At 54.3% G+C, this 15,077-nt stretch carries 17 protein-coding genes and 1 pseudogene; 12 read left to right on the forward strand and 6 right to left on the reverse strand.

From position 1 onward, the window contains the following. The first annotated feature begins 122 nt into the window (after positions 1-122). From KB235_RS08090 to KB235_RS08130, 9 genes are all read left to right on the forward strand, one after another. Positions 123-1,559, forward strand: coding sequence for an NADP-dependent glyceraldehyde-3-phosphate dehydrogenase (locus tag KB235_RS08090; RefSeq protein WP_034818292.1), 1,437 nt, complete (start codon positions 123-125; stop codon positions 1,557-1,559). Positions 1,560-1,661: 102 nt separating this feature from the next. Continuing rightward, positions 1,662-2,636: an MBL fold metallo-hydrolase gene (locus KB235_RS08095; protein WP_211779334.1), complete on the forward strand. Its 975-nt coding sequence runs from the start codon at positions 1,662-1,664 to the stop codon at positions 2,634-2,636. Continuing rightward, a complete protein-coding gene (locus KB235_RS08100) occupies positions 2,636-3,382 on the forward strand; it encodes an SDR family NAD(P)-dependent oxidoreductase (protein ID WP_211779335.1) in 747 nt (248 codons plus the stop codon). Before KB235_RS08095 ends, KB235_RS08100 begins: the two co-directional genes overlap by 1 nt. A gap of 19 nt (positions 3,383-3,401) precedes the next feature. Continuing rightward, complete coding sequence (locus KB235_RS08105) at positions 3,402-4,571, forward strand: ABC transporter substrate-binding protein (protein ID WP_211779336.1); 1,170 nt, start codon at positions 3,402-3,404, stop codon at positions 4,569-4,571. Then, positions 4,558-5,334, forward strand: coding sequence for an ABC transporter permease subunit (locus tag KB235_RS08110; RefSeq protein ID WP_211779337.1), 777 nt, complete (start codon positions 4,558-4,560; stop codon positions 5,332-5,334). The genes KB235_RS08105 and KB235_RS08110 overlap by 14 nt, the downstream gene beginning before the upstream one ends. Continuing rightward, a complete protein-coding gene (locus tag KB235_RS08115; protein WP_211779338.1) occupies positions 5,331-6,026 on the forward strand; it encodes an ABC transporter permease subunit in 696 nt (231 codons plus the stop codon). Before KB235_RS08110 ends, KB235_RS08115 begins: the two co-directional genes overlap by 4 nt. Then, positions 6,026-6,901, forward strand: a complete 876-nt coding sequence (locus KB235_RS08120) for an ABC transporter ATP-binding protein (protein WP_211779339.1) — start codon at positions 6,026-6,028, stop codon at positions 6,899-6,901. The genes KB235_RS08115 and KB235_RS08120 overlap by 1 nt, the downstream gene beginning before the upstream one ends. Before the next feature lie 11 nt (positions 6,902-6,912). Beyond that, complete coding sequence (locus tag KB235_RS08125) at positions 6,913-7,494, forward strand: CDP-alcohol phosphatidyltransferase family protein (protein ID WP_211779340.1); 582 nt, start codon at positions 6,913-6,915, stop codon at positions 7,492-7,494. After that, positions 7,491-8,426, forward strand: a complete 936-nt coding sequence (locus tag KB235_RS08130) for an FAD-dependent oxidoreductase (protein ID WP_211779341.1) — start codon at positions 7,491-7,493, stop codon at positions 8,424-8,426. Before KB235_RS08125 ends, KB235_RS08130 begins: the two co-directional genes overlap by 4 nt. A 28-nt stretch (positions 8,427-8,454) precedes the next feature. Here the strand turns inward: KB235_RS08130 and KB235_RS08135 are convergent. Beyond that, a pseudogene (locus KB235_RS08135) lies at positions 8,455-8,799 on the reverse strand (thioredoxin family protein); the annotation flags it as partial. 99 nt (positions 8,800-8,898) lie between these two features. On the opposite strand from KB235_RS08135, the gene KB235_RS08140 reads away from it, so the two are divergent. After that, complete coding sequence (locus tag KB235_RS08140; RefSeq protein ID WP_211779342.1) at positions 8,899-9,438, forward strand: PadR family transcriptional regulator; 540 nt, start codon at positions 8,899-8,901, stop codon at positions 9,436-9,438. Positions 9,439-9,441: 3 nt separating this feature from the next. Here the strand turns inward: KB235_RS08140 and KB235_RS08145 are convergent, their stop codons facing one another. Next, positions 9,442-10,272 (reverse strand): aldo/keto reductase, encoded by an 831-nt coding sequence (locus KB235_RS08145; protein ID WP_211779343.1) that lies wholly within the window; start codon positions 10,270-10,272, stop codon positions 9,442-9,444. Positions 10,273-10,349: 77 nt separating this feature from the next. Between KB235_RS08145 and KB235_RS08150 the strand changes: the two genes are divergently transcribed. Together KB235_RS08150 and fur are read left to right on the forward strand one after the other, a co-directional pair. Beyond that, on the forward strand, positions 10,350-10,880 hold the full coding sequence (locus tag KB235_RS08150) for an NUDIX domain-containing protein (RefSeq protein WP_211779344.1): 531 nt from the start codon (positions 10,350-10,352) through the stop codon (positions 10,878-10,880). Between the two features lie 113 nt (positions 10,881-10,993). Further along, on the forward strand, positions 10,994-11,473 hold the full coding sequence (gene fur, locus KB235_RS08155) for a ferric iron uptake transcriptional regulator (RefSeq protein WP_034818178.1): 480 nt from the start codon (positions 10,994-10,996) through the stop codon (positions 11,471-11,473). Positions 11,474-11,517: 44 nt separating this feature from the next. Here the strand turns inward: fur and KB235_RS08160 are convergent, their stop codons facing one another. From KB235_RS08160 to KB235_RS08175, 4 genes are read right to left on the reverse strand one after another with little or no spacing between them, the layout of a single operon-like run. After that, positions 11,518-12,351, reverse strand: coding sequence for a Cof-type HAD-IIB family hydrolase (locus tag KB235_RS08160; RefSeq protein WP_211779345.1), 834 nt, complete (start codon positions 12,349-12,351; stop codon positions 11,518-11,520). Between the two features lie 14 nt (positions 12,352-12,365). Further along, positions 12,366-12,746 (reverse strand): VOC family protein, encoded by a 381-nt coding sequence (locus tag KB235_RS08165; RefSeq protein ID WP_211779346.1) that lies wholly within the window; start codon positions 12,744-12,746, stop codon positions 12,366-12,368. Next, complete coding sequence (locus KB235_RS08170; protein ID WP_211779347.1) at positions 12,743-13,918, reverse strand: MFS transporter; 1,176 nt, start codon at positions 13,916-13,918, stop codon at positions 12,743-12,745. The genes KB235_RS08165 and KB235_RS08170 overlap by 4 nt, the downstream gene beginning before the upstream one ends. 12 nt (positions 13,919-13,930) lie before the next feature. Continuing rightward, a complete protein-coding gene (locus KB235_RS08175; RefSeq protein ID WP_211779348.1) occupies positions 13,931-14,923 on the reverse strand; it encodes an ROK family transcriptional regulator in 993 nt (330 codons plus the stop codon). Positions 14,924-15,077: the final 154 nt, after the last annotated feature.

Here is a 15,077-nt window from a genome sequence, read left to right on the forward strand (position 1 = left end):
AAGTTGCCACGTAACCGTTTACATTACATAAACTGAATCTTTATAGTTGTTCATCCGAATTAATTTTGCATACAATGGGGATGGCAACGAGATATCAAAGCTTACTCAGGAGGCAGATAGAGATTATGAGTATGAACACGTATCCATATTTAATCAATGGACAATGGCAGGAATCAACAACCAACGAGACGATTGAACTCGTTTCCCCTTATACAGAAGAAGTTGTCGGCAGCGTACAGGCAATGTCACGTGATGAAGTCGACGAAGCCATTCATGGCGCCAAACGTGCACAACAAGAGTGGGCAGCGCTTCCGGTCAACAAGCGTGCTGAACTCCTTTACGCATGGGCAGATAAGTTAGAAGAGCGTGTCGATGAGATTGGTCAAATCATCATGCGCGAAGTCGGGAAAAACTTGAGCGACGCGAAGAAAGAAGTCGTCCGGACAGCGGAAATCATCCGTTACACGGCTGAAGAAGGTCTTCGCTTCACGGGCGGGTTCATGCAAGGCGATTCGTTCCCGGGTGGTTCGAAAAACAAGATGGCAATCATTAAAAAAGAGGCGCTCGGTGTCGTCCTCGCCATCTCGCCGTTCAACTATCCGGTCAACTTGGCGGCAGCCAAGATTGCACCGGCACTCATCACAGGAAACGCCGTCGTCTTCAAACCGGCGACACAAGGCGCGATCAGTGGGGTGAAAATGGTCGAGGCGCTTCAAGACGCGGGTCTTCCGAGCGGTCTTTTGAACCTCGTCACAGGACGGGGCTCGGTCATCGGTGACTATTTGACGTCGCATCCGGGCATCGACATGATCACGTTCACGGGCGGCACGGGGACAGGGCAACACTTGTCGCAACAAGCTTCGATGGTACCGGTCGTCTTAGAGCTCGGAGGGAAAGATCCGGCGCTCGTCTTAGAAGACGCCGACCTCACGCTTGCTGCCGATCAAATCGTCAGCGGTGCGTTCTCGTACTCTGGACAGCGCTGTACGGCGATCAAGCGTGTTTTTGTGCTCGAACACCAAGCGGACGAGCTCGTCGGTATGTTGAAAGAGCGCGTCGAGAAGCTCTCGGTCGGTTCGCCGGTCGACAATAGCTTCATCGTGCCGCTCATCGACAAGAAGTCGGCGGATTACGTGCAAGGCTTGATTGACGATGCCGTCAACAAGCAGGCGACGGTCGTACACGGCAACGAACGCGACGGCAACTTGCTTCACCCGACGCTCCTTGACCACGTCACACGTGAGATGCGTGTCGCATGGGAAGAGCCGTTCGGACCGGTCTTGCCGATCATCCGTGTCTCGTCACTTGACGAGATGATTGAGCTTACGAACGAATCAGAGTTCGGCCTTCAAGCGAGTGTGTTCACGCAAAACGTGAACAACGCCTTCACTGTGGCCGACAAGCTCGACGTCGGGACGGTTCAAGTGAACGGACGCACAGAGCGCGGCCCTGACCACTTCCCGTTCATCGGCGTGAAGCAGTCAGGTCTCGGCGTTCAAGGGATTGGACGCAGTCTCGAGACGATGACGCGCGATAAAGTGACGGTCATCAACTTATAATTTGTCAGGAGAGGAGACATCCTCTCCTTTTTTTGTGTCATTGAAATCCAATCTTTCAGACGGGTATAATGGGTGGAGATAGGTGGAAGGGGTTGGGGGCACGTGGCGAACTGGATTTCGAGCCAATTGGCTAGATTGGACATACCGACGCCGTTTGAAGTCGGGAACGTGAACGTATACATCGTCGAACATATGAACCGGTTCTTTATGGTCGATTGCGGACCGGATACGGAAGAGGCGTGGACGTCGTTGAATGCACAGCTCGCAGAGTTGGAGCTGTCGCTCGAGTCGATCGACTTCTTGTTTTTGACGCACCACCATGCCGATCATGCCGGACAAGCGTGGCGCCTTCGAGACGCCGCGATTCCGGTGTATGGTCATGAAAAACTCGTCCGTTACTTGGAGCAGACACCGAACTTCATCAAGCGGGGTAATCAATTTCTGCACGATTTGGCCCATTCGTTCGGCACCCCCGAGTCGATTGTCGCCAAACTGCCCGACTACCGGGAAGCGCTACGTTGGATCGGCCCGACGACCGTGACGATGACGTTCGAGGACGGTCAGGCCGTCACACCGGACGGGGCGTGGCGGACGATTCACTTGCCGGGTCATGCGAGCGACCAGCTTGGACTCATCGGACCTGGCGGCGTCTTGATTGCCGGTGACCATCTGATTGACGCGGTCGAACCGAACCCGCTCATCGAACAACCGTATGAAGGGGAAGGGTTTGCGTCGCCGGTGCTCTTGTATCTCGATTCGCTCCGTAAGCTGCAGACGTATGAGTTGAAGCTCGTCGTGAGCGGGCACGGCGACCCGATTCTGCACCCGATGCCGTTGATCGAGAATCGAATTTCACAGCGATACGACCGGAGCGAGCAACTATTAGGCGATTGGGTCGACGGATTGAGCGTCTTCGATTGGTCGATGCGCCTTTATGGGCGTAAGATGCGCCGGGCGATGCCGCTCGTCTTCAGCGAAGTGTTCGCCCGTCTGACGTTGCTCGAAGAACGTGGCCACGTCGAACGAATTCTCGTCGACCGGAAATGGACATATGAACGGACAAAGGAAGTGGAATGATGAAACATATCGTGATCACAGGTGCGTCAAGCGGCTTTGGTGCCGCAATGGCGCACTGTTTTTATGAACGAGGTTACAAGTTGACGTTAGTGGCGCGAAGCGAGGAGCGGCTGAAAGGCTTGGCCAAACAACTTAACGCAAATTGGCACGTCGCCGACGTCATTACGAGCTATGACACGCTCGTGTCGGAAATCGAACAGGCTTACGGACCGATTGACGGTTGGGTGAACAATGCCGGAATCGGCGAGTTCGATGCGGTCATCGATCAAACAAAAGCCGTCATCGAAGAGACGATGATGTTGAACGCGACGGCGCCGATGGTCCTGTCACGCGACTGTGCGAAGCTGATGCGTGCCGGCGGGACGATCGTCAACGTCTGCTCCCAGGCAGCGAAAGTGCCAACGCCGAAGTCGGCGGTCTATGCCGGTTCGAAAGCGGCTTTGCTCCAATTTTCAAATGCACTCCGGCTCGAGCTCAGACCGCGAGATATTCACGTGCTGACCGTCAACCCGGGACCGATCGCGACTCCGTTCTTTGAACGGGCCGACAAGAGTGGACGCTACGAACAGAGCGTCAAACGAATCATGCTATCTCCTGACCGCCTGGCCCGGCGCGTCGTCAAGGCGTTTGAACGGGCCGAACGGGAAGTGAACGCCCCGTGGTGGATGAATGCAGGCGCAAAAGCGTATGCGATGTGCCCGGTCTGGTTCGAACGGCTCGCAAAACGGGGATTTGATAAAAAATAAAGAATTAGGGGGAACATGAATGAACCGATTACGTATAGCCGGGCTCTTGCTCGTTTTGTTTTTAAGTGCGTGTGGCGAGGAACGTGCGGAGGTCGCGGGGACATACGATGAGGCGACCGAAACCGCGAAAGGGACGACCGTCAACTTTTACTTATGGGGCGGTGACGAAGGCATCAACCGCTACTTGGATGAATACGTCGCACCTCGACTCGCGTCGTCCCACGACATCGAGTTGAAACGTGTGCCGATGGATACGGCCGAGTTCGTGCGACAGCTGTCGCTCGACAAACAGCCTGACCGTGAACGCGGGACCATCGATTTGATGTGGATCAACGGGGACAACTTCCGGAACGCCGCCGAAGCGGACTTGCTAACAGGCGGCCTGTTAGAGCGGATTCCGAACGCGTCACTGTTGAACGAGACGGCGCAAGCGACCGATGCGGGTACGCCGACCGATGGCCTCGAAGTCGCCTGGGGCAACGTACAATTCGTCCTTCATTACGATGCGGATAACGTCAAAAATCCGCCCGAAACGTTCGAACAACTCATTCGATGGACCGAGGAAAATCCTGGCCGTTTCACGTATCCTGAAGTGACGGACTTCACAGGTAACGCCTTTATCCGTCATCTGCTATATGCGGAATATGGAGAGTCTTTACGTGACATGGAGACGATTCCTGAAGCGTTTTGGGACGAACTCGCCGCCTGGTCACCGAACTTGTGGAAACAAGGCGAGACGTATCCGAAGTCGCTCGCCCAGCTGGACCAACTGTACGCAAACGGTGATGTGTGGATGACGATGGGCTTCAATGAACGTCGAGCTGAGGCGGAAGTGAACGCCGGCGTCTTCCCGGACAGAACACGCGCGCTCGTGCTTGATCATTCCATCGCCTCCACGCACTTCCTTGCCGTACCGTTCAACGCACCGAACCCGAACGGCGCCATCGTCGTCATCAACGAATTGCTCGCCCCGGAAGTCCAGCTCATGAAACAACAGGACACATACTGGGGCGACGGGACGTCACTCGACCTCGAGAAGCTCGACGAGGGTGACCGGGAAGCCTTTTTGGCGCTAGATGCAGGCCGCACGTATCCGGACCCGGAACGGTTGAGCGAGCGTCAAGTCCCGGACTATGGACCGAACGTGATCGACCTCGTCCGAGAGGGTTGGACACGTGTCGCGCGTTAACGTCTTCGTCAGCCTTATCGTCGCATCGTTGCCGATCACGGCGATTTTGTTCTTATTCCGTGGGGCAGTCGGTACCGACATCGTGGCACTCGCACAAGATGAGGCGTGGTGCGCGAGTCTAGGCGTCACGTTATATGTGACGCTCGTCTCGACGTTCTTCTCGCTCGTGCTCGGGACGTTAGCGGCCCGAGCCGTCTACGTGACGGGGCAGACGTGGCTCTTGACTTGGTTGAAGTGGCCGTTGTTCGTCCCGCACATCGCGGGGGCGTATTTGTTTTATTTATTGTTTGCCGGGGGCTTCCCGTTTTACGGACTGATTGAATCGAATGAGCGGCATCATCTCGTCGTCATCTTGACGTATATATGGAAAGAAGTCCCGTTCGTCTTTCTCATGGTGCTCGGCACGTATGCCCAGCTGAACGCCGGCTATCGCGACATGGCGAAGACGCTCCAACTGAGTCGTTGGCGCCAGTTCGCCGTCGCGGAATGGCCATTTCTGATGAAGCCGCTCCTCGACTCGTTTTGGATTTTGGTGGCGTTCGTCTCGTTCGCGTACGAAGTGCCGGCGCTCCTCGGTGTCACGTTTCCGAAACTCTTCGGCGTGCTTGCCTATGACCGGTTGACGACCGGCTTGTTCTTGGACGAGAGCGAGGCGTATGCCGTCGCCCTCATCTGGACGCTCTTCCTCTTCGTCGGCGTATTGATTTCATACGCATTGACGGCGAGGCACCGGCGTCGAATTGAGAGAGGGGTGAGACGATGAGACGTTTCTTTGTGCTCGTGCTCATCTTGTCGCCGTTCCTTGGATTGCTCACGACCGTGCCGACCTTGGTCTGGGACGATGCGATCGTCAACACGGTCGTCCACGTCGTCGTCATCGCGAGTTTGAACGTATGGCTCGCCCTCGGGACGGCGTGGTGGATCCTGTTCACACAATCTAAGTGGCGCACGTTCGTCGAATGGTTCGTCTTTTTACCTTTGTTCATCCCGGCGCTCGCGGGTACGTTCGGCATGTATATCGCGCTCGCACGGTTCGGACTCATCGGTACAGACATCGGCGTGCTCATCGTGCTGCTCGTCGTGACGTTGCCGTACTCGATTCGGCTCGCCTATAACGCGATGTATGTGATCGGGCGACCGATGTTCGAACAGGCGCTATTTTTACCGCCGCTCAGACGGTATCGTGTCGTCTTGTTCCCGCTTTTAAGCGGGACGATACAGACGATTGTCCTCATGTCGACGGTGATCGTGCTCGGTCAGTTCGTCCTCGTCCAACTGATCGGGGCAGGACTCGTGCCGACCGTGACGACGAGGCTGTATCAAGTTTATGCGGGGAATGATATCGCGCTCGCGTTACAACATACGTGGCTCTTGATTCTCATTCCGGCGGCTTTATATATCGCTATCGGCTTTGGGGTGCGCATGGGGGTGAAGTTCGTGAAAGGAAGGTTATGATGGGCTTACAATTGACGAACATACAAAAGCGATTTAAACGACGTGACGTGTTGGCAGGCGTCGACTTTTTTGTGCGGCAAGGGGAGATACACGCCCTTGTCGGCACGAGCGGGTCCGGGAAATCCACACTGTTGCGCATCATCGCCGGTCTCGAGACGCCGGATGTAGGGAACGTCACATGGAACGGGGCGGCTCTGCTCGGTGTCCCGGCCCACGAGCGGAAAATCACGTTGCTGTCGCAGACCCCGCTCTTGTTCCCGCATTTGACGGTCGGCGAGAACGTGTTGCTCGCAATCCCTGACCGCTCACGCGAGCAGGCAGAGCGCTGGCTCGCACGCGTCCGACTCGCCGGCCGTTACGACGATGAAGTGCACACGTTGTCAGGTGGGGAGGGACAACGGGCCAGCTTTGCCCGGGCGCTCGCCGCCGACCCGCGTCTGATTTTACTCGATGAACCGTTCACGAACCTCGATCCCGATTTGAAGTATGAGCTGCAACAGTTGATTCGTGAGGTGGTAGGCGAGCTTGGTCTGACGGCGCTACTCGTGACGCATGACCGGGAAGAGGCGATGCTCGTCGCGGACCGGGTCACGTTACTCGACGGCGGAACGGTTCACGCGACCGGGACACCACGAGAATTGAGTGAGACAGAACCGACGTTCGGTGATTTCATCGAATTTGAAGGCGAGATGTATCCACTGACGCAATTCGGCGTGTTTGACGACGAAGACGGGGAACGGGTCGAATTGACCCGTCACCTCGTCAAGTTCGGTGTCCGGCTCGGTGAATATCGACGTTCGAACGGGGAGTATGTGATCTTGCCGTCGGACGAGTCGTACACGACTGGCCGAGCGTATTCGTTACGGAAAAAATAAGGAGTGGTTTTATGTTAGATACGTATGGAAGCCGAATCGTCCGTCCCGTCGTCGAACGCGGGGCCGATCGGCTGTTGAAATGGAAGTTTACGCCGAACGAGGTCACCTTACTCGGCGGCATCGTCGGGGTGTCGGTCGGCTTCTTCATCTATAACGATATGCACTGGACGGCCGTCATCTTGTTATGGCTGTCAGGACTGTTCGACGTATTGGATGGGACGATGGCCCGGCGTTCCTCGAAGACAGGATTCGGGACGGTGTTAGACCTTGTCGTGGACCGTCTCGTCGAAATCGCGGTCGTCATCGCGCTCGCTTTGCGGTACCCGGAGCATATGACCGTGTTTCTGTTGCTCCTTGCCTCGTTCATCGTGGCAATGACGGTGTTTTTGGCCGTCGGCGCGAGCAGTTCTCGTCGGTCGGAAAAGACGTTTTATTATCAGCCGGGGATACTCGAACGGACCGAATGCTTTATCTTGTTCAGTCTCATGATTTTGTTCCCGAGGTTTGTCGGGGTCATCGCCACGATTTTCTTGATTCTCGAAGTGGTGACGATCTCTCAACGGATGCTCGAAGTCCGGCGGATTTTACCATGAAGCCGCGTCTCGTTCTCGTCGGTCTCGGGCACGGCCAACTTGAGATTCTGGACCGATTCGACGAGTTGCAAAAGTCGTATGACGTCAAATATATCGGCGGGGAAGAAGCGATCTATACCGGTGCCTTCCCCCAAGTCATCGCCGGAGAACTGACGGACGCGACCGTTCACTTGAGACAAGACGTCAAACCGATCGCTTCGCGACTCGTGTCACTTGACCCGATCAACCGCATCGTGAAAACAGAAACGGGCGAGGTCCCGTATGACGTGCTCGTCCTTGCGACGGGAGCGGTCAGCCGTGGTGTCGGGCTGGACATTAAGCCGATGACGAAGGAAGGATTGGCAAAGATCGCTTCGAGCGATGCTGTCACGATTGTCGGGGGCGGCAAGGCGGGCGTCGAACTCGCTTTCGCATGCATCCGGACGAAACGTCACGTCACGCTATACGCCTCTGACGTCTTGTCGGATTTGCCGGCCCGTGTGCAACGGACGATAAAGCGACACCTCGTGAGGAGCGGTGTCACCCTCGTATTGCGTAAATACGAGAGGAATGTACTCCAAGACGGTCTCGTCCTTGATGCGTCAGGCGTCGTACCCGATGGTTGGTGGCGAGAAGCTCGACTCGCAAAGGCGGGTGCGTTCATAGAGACGGACCATTATTTGAGACACGCTGACTATAAACAAATTTTCATCACCGGCGACATGGCCTCAAGGTTGAACGGCGGCGTCGATGCGGTCCGTTCCGGGCGACACGTCGCCGCCTATTTGCTCGGAGACCGCCGACCGTTCCGGGAGCAGACGTCACTCAATATTTTATTGACGCTACCCGGACAGGCGTTGTTGACGTACGGGAAGTGGACGTGGCACGGACGTCTCCCAAATCATGTGAAACGGCTGATTGATTCACGCTACTTGAAACGGTTCCATTCATGAAAAAAGACGGCCGTAGCCGTCTTGTCGTTTATACGTTCAACGTGTCGAGGAACGATCGGATTTGCATCTCCGTCTTGGCGTGCGCCGAGTGAAGATGTTCTTGTTTCGTGCCGTCTTGATAGAAGAGTAGTGACGGGATGCCACGTACTTCTTGTTCGTCGGAAAGCTCGGGTAACTCGTCGCGGTCGACGACGTACCAATTGAACTGTGGATAGTCTTTGACGAGTTCGTCGACATACATATCGAGACGACGGCAATCCGGGCACCAAGATGTCGTGAAGATGACCATGCCGTTCTCTTTCGTCGCTTCTTGGAATTGTGCTGCTGTTTGAATCGGTTTCATCGTTGAATCTCCCCTTTCCATCTTATTGTCTGTGTCTTTCGAGCGTCCGTCAACCGATTGGCGTTCTCGGTCTGTTCCCTAGATGTGATACACTGAAAAAAATAGAACCGCAAGGGATAGGTGATGGTTATGGCGTTACGTCATGCACTACTCGGGTTGTTGACCCATCAGCCTGCGACCGGCTACGCCTTGAACGCGACGTTCAAAGCACAAATGATTCATTTTTGGCACGCTCATCATACACAGATTTATCGTGAGTTACTGAAGATGGAAGACGAGGCGCTCGTCTCATCTGAACACGTCGCCCAACACGATTTGCCGGATAAGAAAATCTATTCGATCACCGATCGTGGACGGGAGGAATTGATCGATTGGCTCCGGCAGCCGACGTCGTTCCAACCGAAGATGAAAGATGAGAACTTGCTTCGGATGAGCCTGCTCCAACTCCTTCCGCTCGATGAGGCGATTCGATACGTCGAGGAGACGAAAGCCCATCACGAGCAGGTCGCCCAGCAAATCCGGACTTTCCAAGCCGCCCATCAATCCGAAGACGACACGCTCGGTTATTTATTGACGAGCGAATATGCGATTCGGATGATGGAAAACTATGCAGGTTGGGCCGATTGGGCCATTGAAGAAATGAAACGACGCGCTCCGAATGCGACCTGACGATCAGGTCGCATGTTTTGTGTACGGATGAATCGGGAGACGGGACAAGACGTCGTCGAGCTTGTCCTCGTCGACTGATTGCTGAAACGCGTCAATCGTCTCTTGAAGCTGCTCGACCGACGAAGCACCCGGCAAGACGACGGCGCACGTTCGTCTCGCCGCGGCAAGCGCGTACGCTTGGATCGGTTTTGGCAACGTCGGCAACAGGTCGCGCAACTCGTCCTCGTTCCAAGACTCAAATCCTTTCTCACCCAGACGTTCGGACCATTCGTCGGTCAACAGCCCTTTTGCGAGCGGACCACGGCCAACGATTGGGACGTCGAGCTCGAGCGTCTCAATGCGTCGGTCGAGCAAAGAATATGGCGTCATCAACACGTCGAGCTCGCCGTGCTCGAGCCAATAACGGATGACGTTCGGACGGATGGACGACAAACCGATTTGACGGATGACGCCTCGCTGTTTCTGTTCACGCATGAACGCGATCGTCTCGTCGAGATCATCTTCAATCGTACCGCCGTGGACGTAGTATAAATCTAAATAGTCGGTCTGCAATCGCTCGAGCGAGCCGGCGAGCGCCGTCTCTAAATAGCTCGCCCGCGGATTCCACCGCATCCCGTCTGCCGTCAGTTCATTGCCGCCTTTACTTGTCAAAAACAGTTCTTCGCGACGAGAGGCGAACGTCGAACCGACGATCTCCTCGACTTTGTACCGGTCATAGACGTCAGCGGTGTCGAAGTGCCGAATCCCCGCACGATAGGCGGCTTCTAAAATCGCTTTCGCTTCCGTTTCACCATGCTTCAAGATGGACATCGTGCCAAGACCTAGTTCTGCCATTCATAATTCCTCCTTGTTCCGTCTACTTGTTTCACTCATAATCAAAGTATAAAGCAAAAAGTGAGGCGGATATACATATGGTCGAGAAAACGATTGAACGTGAAGTCATCTATGAAGGAAAAATCTTTGACGTCGAGAGGCACGTCGTCGAACTGCCAAACGGTGGAACGTCGGTCCGTGAGCTCGTCTACCATAACGGTGCCGTCGCCGTACTCGTCATCGATGAAGACGATCGCATTGTGCTTGTGGAGCAGTATCGGAAGGCGTTCGAGTCGATGTCACTCGAAATTCCGGCCGGGAAACTTGAAAAAGGAGAAGAAGTGCTCGCGAGCGCACGACGGGAACTCGAGGAAGAGACCGGTTATCGGGCTGAGTCGCTTGAAAAGATCTTCTCGTTCTATGGGGCTCCGGGCTTTTGCAGCGAGCGGGTGGATGTGTTCGTCGCACACGGGCTGACGGCAGGGGCGATGAATTTAGACGAAGACGAATTTTTGAACGTGGAACGTTTCACGTTCGACGAGGCGAGTGGGCTGTTAGCGAGCGGGCGCATCACTGACGCCAAGACGATTATGGCGATTCAATGGTGGCAATTGTCCAAATTAAAATAATTCTAATCTGAAGTGTCGTGTGCTACACTTACTTAGTAATGATTTTAATTTGAAAATGATGCCGATTTTCGGTATGCTTTGAATAGCGAACTATTGTAAAGAGGGGGCGCCTTATGGAAACGCGAATTGACCGAATCAAACAGCAGTTGAGCGCCAAAGGATATAAATTGACTCCGCAGCGAGAATCAACCGTCCGCATTCTACTTGAGAATGAGGCCGACCATCTTAGCGCCGAGAACGTCTTCATGCTCGTCAAGGCGATCGCACCTGAGATCGGTCTCGCGACGGTTTACCGTACGCTCGAGTTATTGACCGAACTCGGTGTCGTCGATAAAGTGAACTTTGGAGACGGCGTAGCCCGATTCGACTTGAGACCGGAAGGGGCGAACCACTCGCACCATCATCTCGTCTGTGTCGAGTGCGGGTCGGTCGAAGAGATCATGGAAGATTTGCTCGTCGACGTCGAGAAAAAAGTGGAACGTAAATACGAATTCTTAATCAAAGACCACCGCCTGACGTTTCACGGTATCTGTAAAGTATGCCAAGCGAAAGGTGTCACGCTTGAAGGCCATAAGGCCGTCATCAACGGATGAATCGAAAAGCCGCACGCTCCGACTTGGAGCGTGCGGCTTTGTTGTTAAGGCAAATATCGGGCTAGATGATGCGCGATGCCCTCTTCATTGTTCGAGCGGGTCACGTCGGTCGCGATCGCTTTAATCGCGTCGACCGCATTATCCATCGCCACACTGATCCCTGCATATTCGAGCATGGAACGGTCGTTATGGCCGTCTCCGAAAGCGATCGTCTGGTCACGTGCGATGCCGACCTGTTGAAAGACATGGTCGAGGGCACGTGCTTTGTCGATCCCGTAATCCGTGAACTCGTAATACATATTTGCGGTGAACATCCCGGTCACTTGTTGATTGAACGGTTGCGACATGGCGTCCGCGTTCGCCTGCAAGTAGTCCGGTTGGCCGGCGACGAGGATTTTATATACGGGGAAGGCGATCGCATCTGCGAGGCGCGGTTCTTCCCTCAGTTGAAACCGTCCGCCACGCGATTCATATTCGATGATGTTGAACGGTTCCCCGTTTAGTTCAAGCATGCCAGAAAACACGTCGTTCACGTACAAGTACGTCTCATCGTTAAGCATCGGGATGACATCAAAGCCGGTCAAATGGTCGAGTATTGCGCGCGCAACGTCTCGGTCGATTGCTTGTTCAAACAACGTCTCGCCGGTCGTCGCATCCGTCACACATGCCCCGTTCGACGAGACAATCAACCCCCCGTATTGTTCGAGCTTCAATTCCGTCGCGAACGGTTCGATGCCCCGCTTCGGCCGACCCGAGGCGAGCACGACTCTTATACCGTTCGCTTGGAGCGAGAGGAGCGTCTCTTTCGTCTTCGGTGAAATCATCTTCTGGTCGTTCAATAATGTGCCGTCAAGGTCTAACAAAACCGCTTGAATCATTTGTCCATCTCCTTTTAAACGGTGAGTTCGATGCGGTTGGATTCAGGATCGAGGATGACGCTTTCGTAATAGCCGTCCCCAGTCGTACGCGGACCGTCAAGTCGCTCATAACCGTCGTCGACGAGACGTCTCGTCATCACATCGACTGCTTCTTTGCTGCCAAGACGGATGGCGAGGTGGGCATAACCGAGCGTCTCTTGTCCCGGGTCTTGAATATCCGCCCGGCGCATAAGTTCAAGTCGACAGTCCGACTTCGGAAACGTCAAGAAATAAGAAGCAAACTGTTTTTGTTCATTCTTATAAAGGTCATTCGCCTTCGCCTCAAAATATGTTTCATAAAAACGACGCATGACGTCTAGGTCGTTCACCCAGATGGCGAGATGGTCAATTTTCATACGGTTTCCTCCTTATGTTTAGCTAAGATCCGGTTCAGTCGTTCCGTGTTCAGCAGCATGAAGAGCATGATGAACAAGAGGACGATTGGGAAGATGCCGAGTGACAACTTCGTGGCGATCAAGCCGAATAGTGGAGGCAAGAACGTGCTCCCGATATAGGCGAACGCCATTTGGTAACCCATCAAGTGTTTCGCCCGCTGTCTACCGAATCGAACGGGCGTCTCATGCAACATACTCGGATAGATCGGGGCAAGGCCGAGACCGACTAGAATGAGACCGACAATCATCGCACCGTTGAGCGGAAGGAAGAATACGAGACTTCCTATTAAGGCGAGGCATTGACCGAGACGAATCATCTGACGATTCGTAAAACGGAACGACAAAAACCCGCTCAACAATCGTCCGACTGTGATGCTGCCGTAGTAAATCGACACCCACGTCGCGGCCGTTGCAATCGAGAACTGCTTCATTTGGACGAGATAGCTGCTCGCCCACAAACCGACGAGCGCCTCGACGCCGCAGTATAAGAGAAACGTGACGAGCGCATAAGACAAGCCGCGCGGAAGCGTGTGGTCCAGTTCGGTCACGGCCGCCTCATCCTGATGATTGGATTTGTCGCGTTTTACTTCCTGACGCCACAAAGGAAAGGATAGTAACAGTAAGAATGCCAGACCGAATTGAATCAAAGCGACGACGAGATAGCCGTCGCGCCATCCGTTCTCATCCAACAAGGAAGCCATGATGAGCGGGCCACCGGTCGCCCCGACTCCCCAAAAACAGTGGAGCCAGTTCATATGATGTGCCGCGTAATGCTCGGCCACATAATGATTCAACGCGGCATCGACGGCACCGGCGCCAAGGCCGAGCGGAATCGACAGGGCGAATAACCACGGGAGCGACGGGGCGGTAGAGAAACCGAATAGACAAAGGGCCGTCAAGACGCCTGAACCAAACGTCACTTGTTTCGTGTCGAACCGCTCGAGCAGTTTCCCGCTGAACAAACTCGATATAATCGTTCCTGCTGCGATGGTCATGAAAATCCAGCCCGCCATCGCCAGAGGCGCATCCAATTCTACACGCATCGATGGCCAACCAACTCCGAGTAACGCATCGGGGAGGCCTAAGCTAATAAAGGCGATATAAATCACCGTCAATAATAAAAAGCCGCTCATGTGTCACCTCATTCAAATCGTTTCAAGTAGTGTCTCGACACAAAAGGTGATGAGACCTTGGAAGTAATGCTCTTCCCATAGACCGCGTGTTAAATCGGGCAAATGCGTCGCCGCGATGTAGCGTTCACTTCGTTTACGAACCCGGCGGATATCTTCCTCAGTCACATCGATATCCGAAAAGACGATCGTATGCGGATTGAGCGTCGCAGTGAACGTCGTGACGAGCCGGGCAAGCGCATCGCATGCTTGATCCGTCAGCGGCGTTCCGCGTTGGTGATTGCGAATGCGATCGTAAAACGTGTGATGCGCATAAAACGGTAGAAACGAAATCTCCCCCGTGAAATTCGTCTTTCCACGAATTAAACGACCGTTAAGGAGAATGCCCGACCCCGGCCCGTTCTTGCCTAAATAGACGTAAACGATTGTTTCATCTGCATACGTCGGTACAGACCGACCGTAGCCGTATACAGCTGCGTTCATGTCGTTCTCGACTACGACGGGCACATCGAACGTCGACTCAAGTAACGTGGTCAGCGCAACGTTAGAAAGGGTCGGGTAATCCGGTGCATAGATAATCTCACCGTCTGCGACGGCGGCAGCGACGCCGATCGTGATGGCTTGTATCGAATGTGACGCCAGTTGGCTAGCCAACAAGTCGAACAGCGTCTGTAGATGATTTCCGTGTCGGATCGCCATCCGGCCCTTGTCGAGCGTCGTCCCGATCGCGTCAATGCGGCGGTAGGCGATGACATCTTGCTCGATGTAGGCACATAGTCCGTTCGCCGCAGACGGATTGAATACATAGCGTGTGGCCGGTCTTCCTCCTGTCGAAGGGGTGAGGCCTTGTTCGTTGACTTCGCCAGCCGCACGCATCAATTCCAAATGCTTTTTGACCGTCGGAAAACTATGACCGATCGCTTCGCTAATTTCAGCGACGGTGTGATGGTCATGAAAGACGAGTTGACGTCGAATCGCAACCGACAACGGAGTCGCGTTTCCTTTCATCTCAATCCTCCCTTCCTACTTTTTAAATAATTTTAATAAGTCGTCGATAGTGTAGCAAACTATTCATTTCCGAGCAACTCAATTGTCAAAACGTTGGCGGGATTCATCACGAAAAATTGTCACAAAAAAGCTTTAAAAAAATTGAGGTCAGACG

It is taken from the genome of Exiguobacterium alkaliphilum (assembly GCF_018138125.1).
GTDB lineage: Bacteria > Bacillota > Bacilli > Exiguobacteriales > Exiguobacteriaceae > Exiguobacterium > Exiguobacterium alkaliphilum.